Source organism: Glaciecola petra (assembly GCF_031846345.1).
Classification (GTDB): domain Bacteria; phylum Pseudomonadota; class Gammaproteobacteria; order Enterobacterales; family Alteromonadaceae; genus Glaciecola; species Glaciecola petra.
This window is the reverse complement of the sequence record NZ_JAVRHX010000008.1, coordinates 111,515-131,100: the sequence shown is the minus strand read 5'-3', so window position 1 is coordinate 131,100 and position 19,586 is coordinate 111,515. Positions and strand designations below refer to the sequence as shown.

At 40.8% G+C, this 19,586-nt stretch carries 21 protein-coding genes; 18 read left to right on the top strand and 3 right to left on the bottom strand.

Translation table 11 applies throughout. The features are described 5' to 3' along the window. Positions 1-59 precede the first annotated feature (59 nt). The 4 genes from RM552_RS17390 (at position 60) to RM552_RS17375 (ending at position 3,422) form a co-directional block, all read left to right on the top strand. The gene (locus RM552_RS17390) at positions 60-344 is read left to right on the top strand and encodes a hypothetical protein (RefSeq protein WP_311370157.1); all 285 of its coding nucleotides are present in this window, start codon (positions 60-62) and stop codon (positions 342-344) included. Positions 345-1,440: 1,096 nt separating this feature from the next. Beyond that, entirely contained in the window at positions 1,441-1,740 is a 300-nt protein-coding gene (locus tag RM552_RS17385) for a hypothetical protein (protein ID WP_311370156.1), read from the top strand. Positions 1,741-1,845: 105 nt separating this feature from the next. Beyond that, positions 1,846-2,175, top strand: a complete 330-nt coding sequence (locus RM552_RS17380; RefSeq protein WP_311370155.1) for a gamma-glutamylcyclotransferase family protein — start codon at positions 1,846-1,848, stop codon at positions 2,173-2,175. An 806-nt stretch (positions 2,176-2,981) separates the two neighbouring features. Then, positions 2,982-3,422: a GNAT family N-acetyltransferase gene (locus tag RM552_RS17375; RefSeq protein ID WP_311370154.1), complete on the top strand. Its 441-nt coding sequence runs from the start codon at positions 2,982-2,984 to the stop codon at positions 3,420-3,422. A gap of 12 nt (positions 3,423-3,434) precedes the next feature. Here RM552_RS17375 and RM552_RS17370 read toward each other — a convergent pair whose 3' ends face one another. Beyond that, positions 3,435-3,926 (bottom strand): type IV pilin protein, encoded by a 492-nt coding sequence (locus RM552_RS17370; protein WP_311370153.1) that lies wholly within the window; start codon positions 3,924-3,926, stop codon positions 3,435-3,437. Between the two features lie 210 nt (positions 3,927-4,136). Between RM552_RS17370 and RM552_RS17365 the strand changes: the two genes are divergently transcribed. From RM552_RS17365 to RM552_RS17300, 14 genes are all read left to right on the top strand, one after another. Next, positions 4,137-4,652 carry a redoxin domain-containing protein gene (locus RM552_RS17365; protein WP_311370152.1) on the top strand — a complete coding sequence of 172 codons (516 nt, stop codon included), beginning with the start codon at positions 4,137-4,139 and terminating at the stop codon, positions 4,650-4,652. Positions 4,653-4,751: 99 nt separating this feature from the next. Beyond that, positions 4,752-5,087 carry a hypothetical protein gene (locus RM552_RS17360; RefSeq protein ID WP_311370151.1) on the top strand — a complete coding sequence of 112 codons (336 nt, stop codon included), beginning with the start codon at positions 4,752-4,754 and terminating at the stop codon, positions 5,085-5,087. Positions 5,088-5,122: 35 nt separating this feature from the next. After that, positions 5,123-5,443: a hypothetical protein gene (locus RM552_RS17355; protein ID WP_311370150.1), complete on the top strand. Its 321-nt coding sequence runs from the start codon at positions 5,123-5,125 to the stop codon at positions 5,441-5,443. Positions 5,444-5,497: 54 nt separating this feature from the next. After that, positions 5,498-5,887, top strand: coding sequence for a hypothetical protein (locus RM552_RS17350; protein WP_311370149.1), 390 nt, complete (start codon positions 5,498-5,500; stop codon positions 5,885-5,887). Between the two features lie 3 nt (positions 5,888-5,890). Further along, positions 5,891-6,418, top strand: a complete 528-nt coding sequence (locus tag RM552_RS17345; protein ID WP_311370148.1) for a DUF1569 domain-containing protein — start codon at positions 5,891-5,893, stop codon at positions 6,416-6,418. Between the two features lie 65 nt (positions 6,419-6,483). Then, a complete protein-coding gene (locus RM552_RS17340) occupies positions 6,484-6,996 on the top strand; it encodes a DUF3750 domain-containing protein (protein WP_311370162.1) in 513 nt (170 codons plus the stop codon). 115 nt (positions 6,997-7,111) lie between these two features. Beyond that, positions 7,112-7,735, top strand: a complete 624-nt coding sequence (locus RM552_RS17335; protein WP_311370147.1) for an RNA polymerase sigma factor — start codon at positions 7,112-7,114, stop codon at positions 7,733-7,735. Next, on the top strand, positions 7,732-8,163 hold the full coding sequence (locus tag RM552_RS17330; RefSeq protein ID WP_311370146.1) for a FecR/PupR family sigma factor regulator: 432 nt from the start codon (positions 7,732-7,734) through the stop codon (positions 8,161-8,163). The genes RM552_RS17335 and RM552_RS17330 overlap by 4 nt, the downstream gene beginning before the upstream one ends. Before the next feature lie 193 nt (positions 8,164-8,356). Next, a complete protein-coding gene (locus tag RM552_RS17325; protein ID WP_311370145.1) occupies positions 8,357-11,371 on the top strand; it encodes a TonB-dependent receptor domain-containing protein in 3,015 nt (1,004 codons plus the stop codon). Positions 11,372-11,504: 133 nt separating this feature from the next. Beyond that, positions 11,505-12,986: an SLC13 family permease gene (locus tag RM552_RS17320; RefSeq protein WP_311370144.1), complete on the top strand. Its 1,482-nt coding sequence runs from the start codon at positions 11,505-11,507 to the stop codon at positions 12,984-12,986. A 7-nt stretch (positions 12,987-12,993) separates the two neighbouring features. Next, positions 12,994-13,896 (top strand): hypothetical protein, encoded by a 903-nt coding sequence (locus RM552_RS17315; RefSeq protein ID WP_311370143.1) that lies wholly within the window; start codon positions 12,994-12,996, stop codon positions 13,894-13,896. A 23-nt stretch (positions 13,897-13,919) separates the two neighbouring features. Next, the gene (gene chrA / locus RM552_RS17310) at positions 13,920-15,149 is read left to right on the top strand and encodes a chromate efflux transporter (RefSeq protein WP_311370142.1); all 1,230 of its coding nucleotides are present in this window, start codon (positions 13,920-13,922) and stop codon (positions 15,147-15,149) included. Positions 15,150-15,153: 4 nt separating this feature from the next. Continuing rightward, positions 15,154-15,723, top strand: a complete 570-nt coding sequence (locus RM552_RS17305) for a GNAT family N-acetyltransferase (RefSeq protein ID WP_311370141.1) — start codon at positions 15,154-15,156, stop codon at positions 15,721-15,723. A gap of 144 nt (positions 15,724-15,867) precedes the next feature. Further along, a complete protein-coding gene (locus RM552_RS17300; protein WP_311370140.1) occupies positions 15,868-17,406 on the top strand; it encodes a leucyl aminopeptidase in 1,539 nt (512 codons plus the stop codon). A 79-nt stretch (positions 17,407-17,485) separates the two neighbouring features. Here RM552_RS17300 and RM552_RS17295 read toward each other — a convergent pair whose 3' ends face one another. Both RM552_RS17295 and RM552_RS17290 read right to left on the bottom strand, forming a co-directional pair. Continuing rightward, positions 17,486-17,926, bottom strand: a complete 441-nt coding sequence (locus RM552_RS17295) for an SRPBCC family protein (RefSeq protein WP_311370139.1) — start codon at positions 17,924-17,926, stop codon at positions 17,486-17,488. Between the two features lie 6 nt (positions 17,927-17,932). Continuing rightward, positions 17,933-19,507 carry an AMP-binding protein gene (locus RM552_RS17290; RefSeq protein WP_311370138.1) on the bottom strand — a complete coding sequence of 525 codons (1,575 nt, stop codon included), beginning with the start codon at positions 19,505-19,507 and terminating at the stop codon, positions 17,933-17,935. Positions 19,508-19,586: the final 79 nt, after the last annotated feature.

Sequence of the window (19,586 nt, the reverse complement as noted above, 5' to 3'; positions counted from 1 at the left end):
CAAAAATAAAGAGCAATTTTCGCCGCTTAAGCGGGTGTTATGTTTCTCAGAGGTAGCCATTGAAAGGCGTAGATAAATTCGTTGAGAATACTATTAAGCGAGATGCATATCGAGCGGTTTGGGTGATAGTGTTCATAAATCTTTCGGCGCTATTGTTTTATATGCTAGATACTGAATTGAATGAGTTTGCTTTTGTCGCTATATTTGGTCAGTTGTTTATTTTAGTAGTTTGGTTACTTCCTGTGTATTTTTATCAGGTCTTAGTGAAAAAATTAGATACCAAAGTTGCGATATATCATGCGTTGGCGTCATACAAAAATCTTATGGGGCAGGTATCGTGGTAACACCGAAACATAACAAATCCATCAACCGGATTTTGGCAAGAGCGGCCAAAACCGGTTATGGAAAGTGTTAGGTGTCGTTTCTTTTGAGGTTATTTTCAGTTTTTTATGTGCTAGCGTCTATATATTCTATCTTTTACGTGATGCTATTTTACGGAATGGGCATTTTGCTAGAGGGAACTTCTTTGGCGAGGGATATTTCAATGTCGGTTTATGTTTTCGGGATGGCATCGTTATGGGTATTGCCTGTGGTACCGATTAGTTACATCTTTAGAGCTGTTCGAAATCATGTTAGATTTCAAATAGGCTTTAGACTTGCGGTTTCATGCGTAGTTATAACTTCTATATTCATTGTGTGGGGTACTAGCATGGTGTTAATGGCGGCTAGTTCAATATAAAGGGTATCTAATCAGTACATTATGTTTTATGAGCAAACACCTAACAAAAATTTTGAAGACGGATGTTCGCGAATAGCGCGCGCCCACCGCTTAAAATGGTGTTAACTGTAGGAAGACCTGATTAATTGCATTGAAAGAAAACGAGGCTAGCAAATAGTCTGTTGTTTTAGGTTGTTTCTGAGGTCGAACATTATAGGAAAGTTTTTAGTTCAAGGCTTGGCCAGCAAAAAGTCTTTGTCAGCAACGATAATGGTTGCGTCGAAATCGGATGTTGTTTTTGGTAAGGTAGTTTCAGAAGTCAAAACTAAGTGGTAATTTAGAGTACCAAGCCTATTAAACACAATTGCTTTTTAAAGCGAAGACTAAGGTGCCTGGGAAATCTGCTGACGTTTCATATAAGGTAATTTGGAAACCCTAATATTGTTCGCTTCATTGGTTTTAACTTTTTCAAGGATGTTTTAAAGTGAGTAAAAACAAACAACGACATTCTGACTATTTAGCATCTTGGTGCAAGGCAACAAGTTGCGTAAGTTGGGGTGTTACAGTTAACAAAACAATGAACTACGCGACTTCGTCGCCGGACACAGCTACGCTGCGCCGGTTATTGTGGTGTTATTTGCCTACCAGCATCGAGGACTAATCATGGCAGGTAGAGTAGTGATTGCCGCTTTGCTCAATGTTAATTGTAAGGACAGGCCCAAATGACGAATACGAAAAATATAATTGAACAAAAAGCCATATTTGGTTGGTTGGCCTTTGGTACCTTTTTAGTTCTTCTAGTACCTGCAGTAGCTGCGCAATTCACACAAGCGGTTCAGTGGGGCGCTTCTGATTTTATTGTTATGGGGCTTTTAATTTTTGGTTCAGGTTGTTTGTTTATAGTTCTTGCACGAAAAATCTCACCAAAGTACTGGTTTGGTGTAGCTGCTCTTGTAATATTGGCTTTAGTTTATGTCTGGGCAGAACTTGCGGTTGGTATATTTACAGATATAGGTAGCTAGAATGAGAACGACACTTATCAAGCGCCTCATGTCGTCAAACAAGTTTGACTATGACGCGGTCGCGCAGTGCACCATAGTCGGACGTTAGCTACCTAAGGAGCTTCGGTGAGCGACAACAAATTATTTGTATATGGAACGCTAGGTCTTGGTCGTCCCAATGAACATATACTTAGTGATATTGGTGGTTCTTGGGAGTCTGCAAGTGTAAGGGGGATTTTAAAAGATAAAGGTTGGGGAGCAGAGATGGGGTTTCCTGGGCTTGAACTGGATGAAGCAGGTAAAGAGATAAAAGGCTTTGTATTTACTTCTGAAAATCTGGTGGGTCATTGGGCTAGTCTTGATGAGTTTGAGGGAGAGGCTTACCAGCGAGTCACAACAAAAGTATTGTTAAAAAATGGCCAAATAATAAACGCGAATATATACACACTGCGTTAAAAGTAGAATGTGGTAGCAGCTAACAGGCATAATCATACGATCAATTTTCTGCTGCCCTTCAAATTGCCTTTTGTCGCTGGCCTTAGCCAGATTAGGATAGAAAATTGAGAATTTTAATTAGTATAACTTTTGCATTTTTTTGTCTTTTACGGTCTTTGCGGATATTTGGAATGCACCTGAAGTAAGAGCATCTGTTAGCCCAGATGGTAGATATTTGGTAAAAACCAAACCGAGTACTTCTCTACCAAAAATCGGCAGTTCTGCCATAGCATATACGTTTATTTGGGACGGCAGCTCGTATAAGGAAATAGGTAGTTTTAAACTTTTAAATGATGCTTGAGCAAGTACTATCTTTTTTCCGGTAAAAAGCTAATATTAATTTTATAATGACGATAAAGGATTTAAATAAAGAATGGACTTACCTTACAAAACACTAACTTCAAAACGGCTATCATCTTTGGTAAAGATTATCAGGGTCAGTACAATTATTGGCGTCGTCGGAATAGCCATTTCAATTTTGAGTACCTTACTGCATCTTTTCTCAATAAAGTTTTTGAATCCGGGTTTATTTGTACCATCATTTACACTGATATTTATTTCTGGGATCTTGGCTGTCTTAGTGTCATTTGAAGAAAGTTATCGCGTCTATGCTGAAACAAGATCGAGTGAGGATAAGCTCGACAAATAAAGCTTATGAGCCTTAACAAAGTGAAATGGCACAGTATAGGCATGGTAAAGTGACAATAGAGTAAAGATGGCTTACAGGTAGCTTGTCAGCAGCCAGATTTGAGATAGGAAAACACATTTTGAATATTAGACCATATAAACATTCTGATTTAGACGCAGTATTGTGCTCGTGGGAAGTTGCGACTAGATTGGCTCATCCCTTTATGACCGACGACTTTATTGCACAAGAAAGAATCAATATCGCTGAAATATATATGCCAAATACAGACACGTGGGTAGTAGAGCTCAATGGCGAAGTTCAAGGCTTTATTGCATTAATGGCTAATGAAGTCGGTGCACTATTTTTAAAGCCAGAATGGCATGGACAGGGCATAGGTAAGGCCCTAATGGATAAGGCAAGCACATTACATAACGATCTTGAAGTTGAAGTCTTCAACGTTAATAAAGTCGGTCGAAAATTTTATGCGAGATACGGTTTTGTGCTGCTAGAAGAGAAGCTTCACGAGCCGACAGGGCAGCATGTATTGCGTTTGAAATATATTGGGTCCAATACAGAATAAGCAAAATAGGCGCTACTCTGAGATGATAAAGGTATAGCGACCATTGCCGGTTTTTCGAAATTCACCTGTGTTGAGATCACCATTGTCCATAATGGTATCGAGTAAGATGATGTCTTCTTCTTCGGCTGTAGCGCCGTCTATCGAAATACCCGCATAAGAATATCTGTCTGGACCTTCCCAATTCCAGTTTCCACCTAACAAAGTTGGTGTAGACCAATCAATTGGATTAATGGCTAATCCGTTAGCATCGGGGGGTAAAGCAATGTGGCTGTCGTTAGGATAGCGACCATTTATTTGTTTCCATGTATTAAATTCACGAGCGAAAAAGCCAAGTTGGGCAGCGGTTTCACTTAATTGAGCGCGTAATACAAAACTCTGGTAAGACGTGAGTCCGGCTGTTGCCAATACGCCAACAATTACCAACACAATCATTAGCTCGAGCAAAGTGAACCCTTTTTTACAAGCCAAAGAGTGATATTGCGTATTTGCTGACAGCTTATTCATACAGTCACCTAATCTGTCTCCTAACAATTAAGAGACTACCAAAGTGCCACCGACACTAACACAGGCATAAAATTTTGACCTTATTACGAATGATACTTTGGTATTGACCCAAAACATGGCTAGCTTATGATTTTGATTATTTAAATGAAATTTCGCGCAACATATGTAGGTCAGGTAATATAGCGTTGGTGATAATAATAGGTGTTCCAGTTGTCAAAAATAGAAAACAAAAAATCGAATTGGCGTGTTTGGTTGCGCGACACAGTAATAGTGGCTGTGATCATAAGTGCAGTTAGCTTATGGCAATCAAGAAATATGCTAAGCAGTGACGGGAGCATACATATACCCCAGCAAAATTTAGTTTCGTTAACAGGCAAAGTGGAGCCAATGTTGGCTGAAAATAAACCTAATTTACTCTATTTTTTTGCGCCATGGTGCAAAATTTGTTCACTTAGTATAGGCAACTTAACGTACTTAAATCCTGATTCGGTCAATGTGGTAGTTATTGCACTTGATTATTCATCTAGGGAAGAAGTAGAAGCATTTGTGATTGAGCATGAGCTCAATACAAGGGTGTTCTTAGGACATGAGGCGCTTAAACAGCAATTTAAAATTCAGGGTTATCCGAGTTATTACTTGGTAAACGAGGACCAAAAAATAAGCAGTAGTGTTTATGGATATTCCACGGCAATAGGATTAAAGCTTAGAGAAGCATTTGGCCATTAAAACAGTTCGACGATTAAAAAATAAAATAATTTAATTGGGTAAGTGTAAATAATTGCGTATGCTAGAAAAAGGCTAAGTTAATATTGTTGAGAGCGTCTTATGGGATTCTTTACTGCACTAAAACAGAAACGAGTGACTCGGAAATTTACAAAACATAATTTAAATATCTTACAACATTTGACCTTCGACAAAATGCAGACCATCTTACAAGGTTTGATTTCACAGGGTTGGGAGCTTTATCCAGATTACCTAGATACGAGTGACCAAAGTAATGCTTGGGAAGCTAAGCTTAGAAAAGGCACCAGCATTTTAGAAATTAATTGGAACACCAAAGGTGCAAAAAGCGATGGCTCTATCGTTGGGCTTGAGAGAATAATAGTGGGTGTGGGCAAAGAATTTGATACGCCAGTTTTCAAAACACCTACCCCAGAATAAACAAAAAGCAAGGTTAATCGCATTCAGGAAGGTAAATGATCCAACTAGCAATATGTGTATGTTTGGTTTGGTGTCTTATTAAGCTAATTGATAAAGACGAAGTTTTAGATGGGTTTACAGCTATTGCTTTTGTTTTGGTGCCTGCATTTATACTTTTTGGCGGCTCTTTGCTCGTATCGCAATTTGGCTTGCCCATTCAAGCACTCTTGATATTCGAGCTTGCATACTTTTTTGTGCCGCTTGTCATGTTAAAAATTATGACGCAATTTTCTTGGATGAAAATTATCGGTTTTTCTTTTGCGGTCCTAGTTGCCAATTTTGTTTCACAGATTGTGATTAGGCTATTGCTCGCGTAAACTCTATATACATTATTGCTTCAATAGACTGCTGTAGAAAGAGGTGTAAACATAATGACAACAGAACAGGTTACGCAGACTAAGGTTTCGCAGCCCGGTAATTTAGTCACCGCTAAAAATTTGTCTCTTGCCGCTACTTTGGTGTTGATCATAGTAGTTGGGGTGGTTAATGCCTTATTACCTGAATTTATTGATATTTTTGAAGGTTTGGGGGCAGAATTACCCACTATTTCCCTTTGGGTTATCAATACCTTTAATTTTTGGTGGGTGTTCCCTGGTATCACTTTGGTGTTTTTTATTGCTATACAAACACATCAACTCAGTCAAAAACCTCAGATTGTTGATTTAAGTAAAAAAGTAGCGATAGGGGGTTTTGTGTCAGCTGCTCTTATATTGATATTAACCTTTGTCGCTATTTATTCGCCAGCATACTCGGCGGGGTGAATAATGAATCGACGAGGTTTTTTAAAATCGAGTATAGTTGGCACGGCTGTTATTGGTGGCGCTGGAATCATTGCTTGGCACACCGTTGATCCTTTCACTGGAGACTTGAGTCTTACATCAAGTATTCACAAATTAGTTACCTTAGATCTTGGGCAAACAAAAAGCAGTGGTTTGTGGAATGTAGCGCAAATTCTCAATCATTGTGCTCAAAGCGTTGAGTATTCTATGCTTGGGTATCCCGAGCACAAATCTGCTTTTTTCAAAAGTACGGCGGGCAAGCTGGCATTTAATGCGTTTAAAGCAAAGGGACGAATGCGCCATAATTTAAGCGAGGAAATACCGGGTGCTGACCCGCTTATCGCATCAGCAAATGTCGAACAAGCAAAACGTCGTTTTCAAACGGCCATGCTAGTGTTTGCTGACTTTAAAGGCGAGTTAGCTCCTCATTTTGCTTACGGCAGCTTGAGTAAATCTGAATATGAACTCGCACATGTTTTGCATTTTAACAATCATTTGCAAGAGCTTACATAAAAACAAGCTGAACAGCTTATAAAAGGTAAACGTTTGTGAAAACAAGTGTATTTAACTTAGTACTGATGTTTGCAGTCATTATCATGTTGCAATCTTGCGCCAACTCAGATTGGCGAACTGCATCACGCGAATCGGCAGGGATTGCGCCTGTTCCCAGTGAATTTTCCGACGCGGTAATTGAGTTTTATGCTGCAGATGCATTTAGCTGGCGGGGTTGGTTTGCCGTACACACGTGGGTGGCACTAAAAGATAAGAATGCGCCAGAATATACGGTATATGAAGTTGTAGGTTGGCGGGTTGACCGTGGATTGCCTGCTTTACGAACATACAAAACACCCATACCAGACCGTTATTGGTATGGATCTAAACCAGAGAAAGTGTTAAGTATTCAGGGCGACAAAGCCAAATTGCTTATTCCGAAAATGCTTGAAGCAATAGCGCGTTATCCCTATGCAGACGAATATACGGTGTTCCCTGGGCCCAATAGCAACACTTTTCCTGCTTGGTTAGGTAGAGAAATTCCTGAGCTTGAACTAGATATGCCATTTAATGCCATTGGAAGTGGTTTTGCAGATTAACTGCCACTGCACAAGGGTAGCCTGCTACAACTTTATCTTTACTGTTTAAAAAATATGCATTAGTTTAGGTGTTCATTAATGATTTGTAAGCTAAATTTCCGATGAGGCATAGCCTATGAAAGAAGAGTGGTCGAAAACCGAAAAATGTGAGTTTCCAAAACTCGAAAAGAGTTTGACCCTTTTTATGCAGCAAACAAAACCTAAATTGATCGCATTTTTATGCGATTATGTGCCGCCTTGTGTCTGCGAAGAAATTGCTCAAGAAGCCTATATTAAAGTGTTTTTGCTTGTTAAAAACCATCCTAAACAAGCCCATACATTAGATGATTTGATGAAATTTCAAGCCTTGTTGTTTACCGCCGCTAAAAACATGGCAATTAGCCAATTGCGACACAATAAGGTGGTGAATAAACATATTGCGAATAGTCAATCGAACAATGACTCTGTTTCGCCCGATTCTATTGAAAATGAACTGGGCAACGAGACTGAAAAATTGCTAATGATTGAAGCTGTAAACTCGCTTCCTCCCATTTGTAGGCAGGTTTTTATTCTTCGTAAATTAGAGGCTAACTCACATGCTGATATTGCTAGGCAACTTCACATTTCTAATAAAACCGTTGAAAATCATCTTACAAAAGGCCTAAAACTGTGTCGCCAGTATATTGCAAACAAACAGAAACAAGCCAAGCAATACAGCATAAAGTATAAGATGCTTAAACGGGCAGGAAGTGTCTCATGAGTTTTGATGAATGGGCGGGGTATGACCTTAGTCAAAAAACCTTAGATGAAGCGGCTGAATGGTTGGTTAGGCTCGATGCCTCAGAGAATAATGCGTCATCTCAAAGAAAAACGGGGCAAATGCTAGCGTTTTATGAATGGTTAGAAAACGATCCCTCGCATCAGCAGGCTTATGCTGAGCTGTCTGAACTTTGGGCAAAGTCTGCTTGTATGAAAGAAGCTGCGCATTTATTACATGCATCAAAAGTACTTAATTTTCCTGGTGCCCACGTCATTAATACAAATGATGATTTACTTAACGACGCATCTTTACCTTTGTTCTCGGCAACCCAGAAAGCCGGCGTTGCCGCACCCGCAACTTATTACAAGGCGACCATTGCGTTAATTAGTCTTGGTTTGTGTTTGCCTTTTTTCCTATCACTGCTTTAAAACCATTGCGAATTTGCAGCTGCTCAAAACAGATGTGTTTTTTAAAATATTAAAAAAATGTAAATAATTTGTATATTTTGTAGGGGGTTTTGCGCTCTTATGCGTTATTACCAATAAAATGACAAGAATATACACATTAGTAACTAGATCCAAAATAAAAAACACACCTATATAATAAAAACAGGGGACTTACATGTTCAAGCAGATATCTTCACCCGACAAATCACTCTTTTTTAAACCGTCTTTATTGGCTTTAAGCATTGCTTCGATGCTGTCAGTGAGCACATCTTTACAAGCCCAAGACACATCAACAGAAGACGCTAACGAAGAAGTAGAAAAAATAAAAGTAGTGGGGTCGCATATTCAAGGTGGCAAAGTAGCAGAAGCGCTAGCGGTGTCGGTAATCGATGCTGAGGAAATTGGTACACTTGGCCTTGACTCCATAGATGACTTATTGCAGTTAATTCCTGAAAATGGTCAAAACTTTTTCAGCGAAGCAGAAAATATCAGTGGTGGTGTTAATGCAGCCCGGGGTGATATTGGTACATATAACCTTAGAAACCTAGGTACGGGAAACACATTGGTATTATTGAATGGCCGTCGAATGGTAAATTCTGCGTCATATCAAACCGAAGAAGTGGGTGGTAGTTTTGTTCCTGTTAACTCGGTTAACGTAAACACTATTCCAGTGCATGGCCTTGACCGTGTTGAAGTATTACGTGATGGTGCATCGGCTATTTATGGAGCAGACGCAGTAGCAGGTGTAGTAAACCATGTTCTAAAAACTGATTTTGTGGGTTTTAAGGTTTCAGGCCGGTGGTCTGAGTACAAAAATATTCCTCGTGATACCCAAACCTTAAACGTTGAATGGGGTAAAGATTTTAACAATGGTCGCACTAACTTAAGCTTATTTGCTAACTATTACGCGCGTGACCGTGTTAATTCACAAGATGATCCGCGTTGGGCGAATGCCGATTTTAGAGACAGAATTCCAGAAGGTTCTTTGTGGGAAGGGGATACTCGATTTAGAAATAACAGTGCCAATAGTAATTTTGGCCAGTTTGATGCTCGCCTAAGTGCATCTGGAAATGGCTTGCGCGGTGATTTTACATTCACCGATAGTTCAGGTGAATTTGAAGTGTATCCAGCGGGTGATTCTAGATGTACCTTTGTTATCAATGCTCAAACCTGTGGTGCACCCGATGGCCAAGGCACAGAGCGTTATAACCTAAATGCTGACCGTGATTTAAGTTCTGAACTAACTCGTACTAACTTGTTCCTATTTTTAAATCATGAGTTTGCCAATGGAGTAGAGAGCTTCACAGAGTTTTCCTCTTATAGCTCTAAAACCAATTTACGCCGTCATCCTAGTGCACCATTTAGTACCTCAAGGTTACGTTTAGGAGCCGAAAATTATTACAATCCGTTTGGACCTTGTGGTTCACCAAATCGTCTTGACGCGTCACTTATTCCTGATGTTCCATGCGAAGGTTTAGAATTCCAACTTGATAACTATCGCTTTGCTGAAGTACCGCGCATTGTTGATAACGATGGCAATACTTTCCGCTTTTTAACCGGTTTACGCGGCACAATGGGGAATTGGGATTGGGAGTCAGCTGTGGCTTATTCGAAAGCAACCAAAACTGATATTACCCGTAATCGGGTTTCAAACACCTTAATTTCGGCTGCACTTTTTGATAGCACACCTAACGCTTACAACCCTTTCAGCGGTGGCGTGAATTCAAACATAGAACAAGCACTAGTGGATGTAGAGCGTAAAAGCGAAACGGAACTTAGCTCATTTGATATCAAGTTTGCCAATACCGATGTATTTGAATTGCCTGCTGGTTCAGTAAGCGCCGTACTAGGCTTTGAATGGAGAAGTGAGAGCTTTTTGGACGACCGTGATCCGCGCTTAGACGGCACCATTGTGTGGGAAGATTTTGATGGTGACACTTACCCGTTTGTATCGGATGTAGTCAACTCAAGTCCAACACCTGATAACTCAGGTTCACGAGACGTAGTGTCGCTATTTGGTGAATTACAAATACCGGTCACCGAAACCTTGAATATGCAAGTTGCGCTTAGATATGAGGACTTCTCAGATGTTGACAGCACGGTTGTTGGTAAAGTCGCAGCAGGTTGGCGACCTATAGAGTCTTTATTAATAAGAGGTTCTTGGTCAGAAGCATACCGCGTACCTAATTTGATTACTATAAATGAGCAGATTGTAGCCCGTAATAACACTCGCGATGATTATGCTTGTCAATACGCAGCTGAAAATGGCGGTGATCCGGATCAAGATATTTTAGATTGTCGGAATTCGATTCAACGTATTGCTCAAGGCAGTCAAAACTTAGAGCCTGAGGAGTCAACCAATACCAATATTGGACTTGTATTTACGCCAATCGATGAGTTAACGATGACAGTAGACTATTGGTCAATCGAAAAAGAAAATACAATTGGCTTATTTGGTGAAGAAAATCATACCTTACTTGACCTACTCTTGCGCATACAAGATGGCAACACAAATTGTAGTGGCACTTTTAATCCAGCAGTGACACGTCAAGCTCCTGATGACGATCAAATCGCAATTTACAATGCCGCGGGTATCTGCCCTGCAGGTGATATTCAATTTGTTGATGACCAATATGCAAACTTAGACACGCGTAATCTTGCGGGTATTGATGTGGGTATTTATTACACCTTAAGAACCGACGATATGGGTCGTTTTAAGTTTAGTTATAACGGCTCATTTATTGAGAAGTTTGAGCAAGAAGCTGGAGGTGATGCTGCACTACTTGCTGAGGCGCAGGCAAATGGTGTGCTGCCAATGAACTTCCCCATTGATGGTTTTGCTGATTTGATAGGGCAAGACGGCAATCAAGAGCAAAGACAATCTATGCGAGTGTCGTGGCGCAAGTCTGAATATGGTGCATCTTTAAGTGGAAATCGTATTGGTAGTTTTTATCAAAGCTCATTAACCCTAGATGATGGAACGCGTTATATCATACCGGCGATGACAACTTATAATGCAACCTTTGATTATCGCTTTGACTATGGTGAAACCAATACACGTTTACGCTTTGGTATTCGAAATTTAACCGACGAACGTGCGCCTTTAGCAGACCGTTTCTTTGGGTATTTTGCTGATGCACATCGTGATTATGGACGTAGCTATTACATAGACGTAGCAACCACCTTTTAGTCCACAGGCAATTAGCGCGTATACAAGTCTATTTTGTATACGCGCCATTTGTTATTTTAATATCATTTTCTTTGTTTGCAGCCATTTTATTCGTTTGCTGTAGGCAGATGACTGTATACAACACAGGTGTTTTATGAGTAATCATTTGCCAGAAATCACTGACCAACAACGTGCGCGTTATCAAGATGTAGGTTTGGTTTTAGGCCCACTTATTTTTGCTATTATGATGCTTGTGGGTGAAACACAAAGCACTATGGAGCCAGCAGCTTGGCGAGTTGCTGCGGTTGGTATCTGGATGGCAATTTGGTGGGCGACTGAAGCGGTCCCCGTCCCTGTAACTGCATTTTTACCAATAGTGACTTTTCCGTTTTTGAGCATCAGTTCTATGCGAGAGACAACTGCCGCTTATGCTAATCCAATCATTTATTTGTTTTTAGGCGCTTTTATTTTGGCGTTGGCGGTTGAGCGATGGAATCTTCATAAGCGGATAGCTCTGGTTATTTTGTCTTACACAGGTACCGATGGGAGAAATCTTATTGGCGGTTTTATGTTAGTTGCCGCATTATTGTCGATGTGGATGACTAATACCTCAACTACCATGATGTTAATGCCCATTGCTTTGTCTGTGGCCAGTGTTATCGCTGAAAACAATACACATTTGAGTAAGCGACAAACCAAAGCATTTCAAGCGGCAATGTTACTGGGTTTAGCCTACGCGGCGACTATTGGTGGGTTGGCAACTTTAGTGGGAACGCCACCCAATGCTTTGCTGGCTGCTTTTTTGACTGAGAATTACGATATCAAAATTACCTTTGCAAGTTGGATGATGGTAGGGGTGCCGGTAATGCTCATTATGTTGCCATTAGCATGGTATTCGCTCACTCGTTGGAGTTTTCAGATAGACATCCCCGCGAACAAAGCGGTCAACGAGCATCTTGATAGACTACGCACAGATCTTGGCAAAATGAGCCTAGCTGAAAAGCGTGTCGCCATTATTTTTGCTTTAGTTGTAATTTTTTGGATTGCTCGAAGGCCTATATCGGCGTTTCTTGGCATCGACTATTTAACCGATACTGGCATTGTGATGGCCGCTGCGTTGCTGTTGTTTTTAATGCCCAGCGGCGATAAACAACAACCACAAGTCATGGTTTGGCACGATGTAAATCGCTTACCTTGGGGAGTATTGATTTTATTTGGTGGAGGACTGAGCCTAGCCGCTGCCGTTAGTTCAACTGGCTTAGCTTCGTGGTTGGGAAGTAGCTTAACGCCATTAGGGGGCTTAGGTATATTTGTATTAGTAGTAGCGGCGACTGGTTTAGTTATCTTTTTAACTGAGCTAACAAGTAACGTTGCAACAGCAGCCACGTTTTTGCCGGTAGTCGCGGCGGTTGCGCTTGAATTAGGGGTCTCACCTTTACTCTTATGCATTCCCATTACCTTGGCAGCGAGTTGTGCCTTTATGCTGCCAGTAGCGACGCCGCCCAACGCTATTGTGTTTGCCTCGGGTGTATTGAGTATTCCGCAAATGGTGCGGGCTGGTGCAATACTGAATGTGGTTGGTATGATTTTGCTAAGTATTGTGGCCATATGGTTAGCCCCTTTAGTATTTTTGTGAGTGAATAATGAACACAAAAATATTTAAAACAGCTACGCATTTTTTTCGGTTTTTTGCCCTTTTGGGGATTTTGTCGTTGAGTTTTACCGGTTTTGCTCAAGGGAGCTTTGCAAGCACACTAGACAGCACAAACAAGACGACTGTTTTGCCAATATCTTTGGCTATTAATAGCAATAACAACGAAAAACAGAAGACCAAACCACATGGAAGAGTTTTATTTATTGGTAATAGCTTTAGTTTTTACAATAACGGCATTCACAATCACTTTTCGAGCCTTATACGTGCATCGGGCGAATGGGAGCGCGGTTTGAATCGCGTACGTCTATTGACATTATCAGGTGCCCATGTGTATGAACAACTTGCAAATATTGATGCTCACCTTGCTGTCGCCAATGCAAGGTGGCAATCAATTGTTATACAAGGGCATAGCAATGAGCCAGTGCTGGAAAGTAAGCGGGAGAGGTTTGAAAATGCTATTGAGCTTGCGATAGAAAAAATTTCCGCAAAAAATATTGAGCCTATTATATTTATGACCTGGGGTTATAAAGGTCAGCATGACATGGCAAAAGCATTAAGTGATGAATATATAAAAATCGCAAAAAAACATAAGGTAAAAGTAGTGCCAGTGGGTTTGGCATTTTTAGAGGCAGAAAAATCATTGCCCAAGATTGATTTATTTGTGAAAGATGTGCTGTCGGTCGACACCAGTGCGCGGGGGAAAACACTTACATATCGCAACGATATTAAGCACCCGAGTTCTGCGGGAACTTACTTAGCGGCTTGTGTATTCTATGCTAGTCTATATAACAAGTCGCCTGAAGGTAATATATTTATTGCCGACTTAAACAAAGCAGATGCGTTGGCACTTCAACAACTTAGTTGGAAAATTGTTAATAGCTTTTCTATTTAATTCAACAAATGTTCTGACATTTTATGCTTAAAATTTACCTTGATATTTTTTGGACCTTTTTAATATTAGGCTGCACTTCTTTTGGTGGGCCTATTGCTCATTTAGCTTATTTTAGAGTAGCTTTTGTAGAGCAAAAAAAATGGCTAAGCGAGCAAGAATACGCGCAGATATTAACTATTTGTCAAACCTTACCTGGGCCGGCCAGTAGTCAAGTGGGTTTTAGTATTGGTTTAACCCGAGGTGGTTATGTCGGCGCACTACTCGCCTTTGTTGGATTTACTTTACCATCGGTATTGTTACTGATTATTTTTGCGAGTCAGTTGTCTGTATTTTCTGCTGACTTGGGTCAAAGTGTATTAAACGGCCTTGCAATATTGGCCTTTGTTGTTGTTTTGCAGGGGGTTTTAGGTATGGCGAGACAACTTTGTCATACTCAACTTACGCTTAGCATTGCTCTTGTGGTATTTGTGGCTCTTGTTCTACATCAATCCCTTATTGTGCAGATTTTAGCCATAGTGTTTGGGTCGATATTTGCTTTTTTGTTTGCCAAGCCACCAGAAACAATCAATAAGGCCGTAGATACGCCCTTAAGTAAACCTTCTGCTAAATTTGCACAGCATACCAACGTTTTAAGTATTAGAAGTGCGATTGTGTGTGCCTTTTTGTTTGTCGCGTTTTTAGCAGGCTTGCCTTTTTTTAGTGGTTTATTTTTTGCGCCTGCGGCTGGGTTTTATCAGTCGGGTAGTTTGGTTTTTGGCGGCGGCCATGTGGTGCTGCCATTGCTGGAACAAATGTCGGTGCAACCAGGTTTACTAGAGCGACAAGCATTTTTAGCTGGCTATGGCGCAACACAAGCTGTGCCCGGGCCAATGTTCTCGTTTGCGGCATATTTGGGTTATTTGTGGCCCACTGCCGACAGTTCAATGTTAAGTGCTATCTCAAACGCATTTTGGGCGACTGCATTTATCTTTCTGCCCGGGTTTTTATTGGTAGGTGCGGTTTTGCCTATTTGGCAATATGTGATGCATAAACCATTTATTCAAAAATGCATAGTTGGCGCAAACGCAGCGGTTGTTGGCTTGCTAGCGGCCACATTGTATGACCCTATATTCACTCATGCAATTTCATCGAGCACCGACGTCGCCATTGCGGCTATTTGCTTTGTTTTATTACATCGTTTTAGGTTTCCCGTATTGTTTATTGTATTCGCTAGCGTATTATTGAGTGTATTGGCGTCATTACTAGGCTTATAGCTTAATGCAAACATCTGTTATTGCTGAAAATCAATCTTTTGTCCTGCGCAAAGTTACTGTAGATGACGCGCCTTTTATTCTTGAGTTAACTAATGAAAAAGGATGGTTAAATTACATTGGTAACCGACATATCAATAACATCCAAGACGCAGAAAATTATATTGTTGAAGGGCCTTTGCAAAGCTATGAGCAATATGGTTTTGGTTTATATTTACTACAACGTAAACAAACACAGCAAGCTTTAGGTTTGTGTGGCTTATTAAAACGGCCATATTTAGATGCACCTGATATTGGATTTGCTATTAGCCAAGCCTATTACCGACAAGGTCTAGCCTACACTGCCAGTAGCTTGTTATTAGATAATTTGTCTGCAATAACCCCAATAAGCCAATTGCTTGCGCGTAGTAAAGTGATTTATGCATCGGCTCGCCAATCAAATACGGCGAGTGTGAGTTTGTTATTAAAGTTAGGGTTTCGAGAACACAGCCATTTAGTGCTAGAGAGTGACTTTGAAGATTTATTGCTTTTCGAGAAAGCACTTTGGTCGAAAAATTCGAGTGATGAGTCAATTTAAACAATATTTTCATTCACCTGTATTAGACTTACACTAATTAGCATTAACTCAGCTTACTAAGTTTAAGCACTTAAACTCTGCCTATGGGCATTATGATAAGAGCTGGGTATATTTAATTTTTACTTATAAAAGGACACTCTTTGCATGACTTTCAAAAAATCAATATTGCTTGCAAGTTTAATCAGCTTTTCAGGGTTTTGTACGGCTAGTGCAAGTTTCACATTTTCTGACCAAGTGAACACACAAAACAGTGATCAAATAGTGTTTGTTGACGATGTAAACGCACTAGATGGTGCAGCTGGAGAACTCAATAGCAGAAGCGGTGGACAATTAGCTAAACTATTGGCACTTAATGAGTTTGATGCAAAAGCAGGTAGCACCTTACATTTGCAAATGGTAGCGGGTGTTAACAATTTATGGGTAGTAGGTAGCGCAGACGAAGATGGTTTGAGTGCACCAGAACTACAAAACTTAGGGGGGAAAATAGCGGCTAGTGTTGATTCGCTTTTAAATGATGTAAACGTGGATGTGTTTATCGATAATTTGAATACCAATCTGCCTGCACCAAGCGCATATTTAGCTCAAGGTTATCATATGCGCCATTATAGCTTTGACAAATATAAAACCAAAAAAGATGCGGGTAAGTCAGATGTGCATTTTGTGACGGGCAGTGCCTCAGATGCTGAGGCGGCTTATCAAAAAGATTTGCGCTATATAGCTGAAGGTATACATTTTGCCCGAGATTTTGCTACCGAGCCCGGTAAAAGCATGTATCCGGCTTTGTTTGCAGACCGAGTGCGTGCCAAACTGAAAGGTTTAGATAATGTAAACGTTCGCGTACTCGACGTAAAAGATATGCAAAAGCTCAATATGGGCGCATTGCTAGGAGTAGGTAAGGGCTCAATACACGATCCCCGCTTAATTATTGTTGAATACATGGGCGGCAAAAAAGGCGATGCACCTATTGCACTAGCAGGTAAAGGAATCACCTTCGACACCGGTGGTATTAGTTTAAAACAAAACTCTGGCATGTGGGCAATGAAGTCAGATTTATCAGGTGCAGCGGCAGTGGCCGGTACTATGTATGCCATTGCAAAACGCGGTGAAAAAGTGAATGTTGTCGGTTTAATGGCAATGGCTGAAAACATGCCAAGCCGCGATGCTATTCGTCCTGGCGATGTACTTAATACCATGAAAGGCACCAGTATAGAAATTATGAGCACAGACGCAGAGGGGCGCCTTGTTTTGTCTGATGCTGTTTATTATGCTCAAGAAAAATATCAACCTAAAATGCTACTGAATATTGCAACGCTAACAGGCTCAGCAGCTAGAGCATTGAGCAAAGAATATGCTGCTTTAATTACTCGTGATTTTGAATTATCTACTCAAATGATGGCGGTTGGAGAGCGCTCTGGTGAGCATGTATGGCCGCTTCCTTTGCACCCTAATCACTTTAAGCAAATAGAGTCGCCCATTGCTGATATTAAAAATTCGGGCGCTGGTAACCCCGGTGCAAGTATTGGTGCTGCCGTTATTGGTAGCTTTGTGGCAGAAGATTTGCCTTGGATACATTTAGATATTGCCGGAGTAGATTGGCTCGATTCTGACATAGACGTTTCACCCAAAGGCAGCCAAGGGTGGGGTGTGCGTTTTATGGACCAGCTAGTAAGAGAAAACAAATAGTCCCTATTTGACATAATGAGGGTATGTTGAATGATGGTATTGCGAGTCAACATACCCCTTAATGAGCTGCAGAAAGTTCCTAGGCTAAATCAATAGACTTTAAAATACTGCCAAATGCTCTTGCGCCATTTTTTTGCAATTGCTTGTCAAAATACCATGGGCCTAAAAGGGGCACACTTATACGTCCCTTAGACAACCATTCTACTGCCGTTGTATTTTCGTCGAGTGCAAGCAGTTTGATTTGCCCAAGTTCGTGTTGGTATGGCAAAGGTTTTGAATAAACGATTTTATACGACAATAGTGTGGGTGGTTCGTAAGCTACGATTTTTTCATGCAAGGTACCCCCTGCTGCCACAATTTCTCGTATGGCGCCTAGACCATTTTTGTCGTTTTCACCTTCTTCAAGGAGAGACGAGTCATCAACGCCTTTAAATTGTTTATAGTTAGCATGATCAGCTAACTTGGCAAACACAATATCGATTGGCTTAGAAATTTTCCGCTCAACTTTAATCGAAAACATATAGCCCTAAGTCCTTAGTTCACGTCTTAGTATTTTACCCACAGAAGATTTTGGTAACTCTTCTATAACATTAATTTCTTTGGGGACTTTGTACCCTGTTAAGCTTTCTCGGCAATGGGCAATAACTTGTGCGGTGTCGATATCTTTGGCAACCGTGATATACGCACATACACGCTCTTGGGTATTATCGTCGGCTTTGCCAACAACGGCTGCTTCAAGCACATCGGGATGTTTGCACAAGACTTCTTCTACTTCATTAGGGTAGACATTAAAACCAGATACAATGATCATGTCTTTTAAACGGTCGACTATTTTAACGCAACCCTCAGGTGTTATAAGGCCAATATCACCAGTTTTAAAATAGCCACTTGTGGTCATTACTTTGGCGGTTTCGTCTGGACGCTGCCAATAACCTTTCATGACTTGCGGCCCTTTAGCGGCAATTTGGCCTTCTTGTCCTTCGGCCACGGGTTGGTCGTTTTCATCTAGAAATTGTATGTCGGTTTCGACTAGAGGAGGGCCTACAGTGCCCATGACTTCGTTATTTGGAACATTAAAGGCCAATACTGGTGCGGTTTCAGACAAACCATAGCCTTCAGATACAGAACATCCCGTGGTGCTTTTCCATAAATCTGCTGCGGCACTGGTTAACGCTGTACCACCCGACATGGTGAATTTTAATTTTGAAAAATCGAGATCTTTAAATTCTGGATGTGAACACAGCCCCATAAACAAGGTATTGATACCCGCAAAATTTGTAAATTGATGAGGTTTTAGTGTGTTGACAAATGCGTCCATGTCACGAGGATTAGGAATTAATAATATCATTGCACCTTTGGCAAAAAAGGTCATCATACATACAGTAAAGGCATAGATATGATAAAGCGGAAGCGGACACACTACAATCTCCTCACCCTCTACCACTATACTTTTTACTCTGTCTAATGTTTGTATGCTATTTGCCAGTACATTTAAATGAGAAAGCTCAGCGCCTTTAGACACGCCGGTGGTACCGCCCGTGTATTGCAAAATACACGAATCGTCTAAACTAATACCTTCACGAGCGGGTACCGTTGTGTTTGATACCATGGCAAATATTTTGGCGTAACAATCGTATTCGCTATTCTCTACAGGCTTTTCGTCTAGTAACTGGGTGGCACTTGTTACAATAACCTTTTCTATGCCAACGTCAGCTTTTATTGATTCGTATTTAGGAAGCAAGTCAGCCAATATGACTAATGCTTTAGCACCAGAGTCGTTAAATTGGTGTTGCATTTCGCTGGGTGTATACAAGGGGTTAGTGTTCACCACAACCATGCCTGCGCGTAATGCGCCATATACCGCAATAGGATGTTGAATCAGATTGGGCAATTGCACGGCAATTCGGTCGCCGGGCTTTAATTCGGTATGTTCTAATAAATAGTTGGCAAACTTAGCCGAAAGTTCGTCCATTTGAGCAAAACTCTTACTCTGTCCAAGCGCATTGTATGCAGGGCGGTCAGCATATTTTTTAAAGGTTTCTTCAATATAATCGGCGAGGCCGTTGATGTGCGCTGGAAGCAAGCTATTTGAGGCAGTCATAAGGGTTTCCTACTAAAAAATAAAACAAGTAATGGGCTGAAGTTGATATTGTTTGCACAAAATTGTACAGCAAAGATGA

Excerpts from the sequence above, each read along its gene's own strand:
- RM552_RS17385 (WP_311370156.1), top strand. The coding sequence starts at position 1,441 with ATGACGAATACGAAAAATATAATTGAACAAAAAGCCATATTTGGTTGG.
- RM552_RS17370 (WP_311370153.1), bottom strand. The coding sequence starts at position 3,926 with ATGAATAAGCTGTCAGCAAATACGCAATATCACTCTTTGGCTTGTAAA.
- RM552_RS17360 (WP_311370151.1), top strand. The coding sequence starts at position 4,752 with ATGGGATTCTTTACTGCACTAAAACAGAAACGAGTGACTCGGAAATTT.
- RM552_RS17355 (WP_311370150.1), top strand. The coding sequence starts at position 5,123 with ATGATCCAACTAGCAATATGTGTATGTTTGGTTTGGTGTCTTATTAAG.
- RM552_RS17350 (WP_311370149.1), top strand. The coding sequence starts at position 5,498 with ATGACAACAGAACAGGTTACGCAGACTAAGGTTTCGCAGCCCGGTAAT.
- RM552_RS17345 (WP_311370148.1), top strand. The coding sequence starts at position 5,891 with ATGAATCGACGAGGTTTTTTAAAATCGAGTATAGTTGGCACGGCTGTT.
- RM552_RS17340 (WP_311370162.1), top strand. The coding sequence starts at position 6,484 with ATGTTTGCAGTCATTATCATGTTGCAATCTTGCGCCAACTCAGATTGG.
- RM552_RS17335 (WP_311370147.1), top strand. The coding sequence starts at position 7,112 with ATGAAAGAAGAGTGGTCGAAAACCGAAAAATGTGAGTTTCCAAAACTC.
- RM552_RS17330 (WP_311370146.1), top strand. The coding sequence starts at position 7,732 with ATGAGTTTTGATGAATGGGCGGGGTATGACCTTAGTCAAAAAACCTTA.
- RM552_RS17325 (WP_311370145.1), top strand. The coding sequence starts at position 8,357 with ATGTTCAAGCAGATATCTTCACCCGACAAATCACTCTTTTTTAAACCG.
- RM552_RS17320 (WP_311370144.1), top strand. The coding sequence starts at position 11,505 with ATGAGTAATCATTTGCCAGAAATCACTGACCAACAACGTGCGCGTTAT.
- RM552_RS17315 (WP_311370143.1), top strand. The coding sequence starts at position 12,994 with ATGAACACAAAAATATTTAAAACAGCTACGCATTTTTTTCGGTTTTTT.
- chrA (WP_311370142.1), top strand. The coding sequence starts at position 13,920 with ATGCTTAAAATTTACCTTGATATTTTTTGGACCTTTTTAATATTAGGC.
- RM552_RS17305 (WP_311370141.1), top strand. The coding sequence starts at position 15,154 with ATGCAAACATCTGTTATTGCTGAAAATCAATCTTTTGTCCTGCGCAAA.
- RM552_RS17300 (WP_311370140.1), top strand. The coding sequence starts at position 15,868 with ATGACTTTCAAAAAATCAATATTGCTTGCAAGTTTAATCAGCTTTTCA.
- RM552_RS17295 (WP_311370139.1), bottom strand. The coding sequence starts at position 17,926 with ATGTTTTCGATTAAAGTTGAGCGGAAAATTTCTAAGCCAATCGATATT.
- RM552_RS17290 (WP_311370138.1), bottom strand. The coding sequence starts at position 19,507 with ATGACTGCCTCAAATAGCTTGCTTCCAGCGCACATCAACGGCCTCGCC.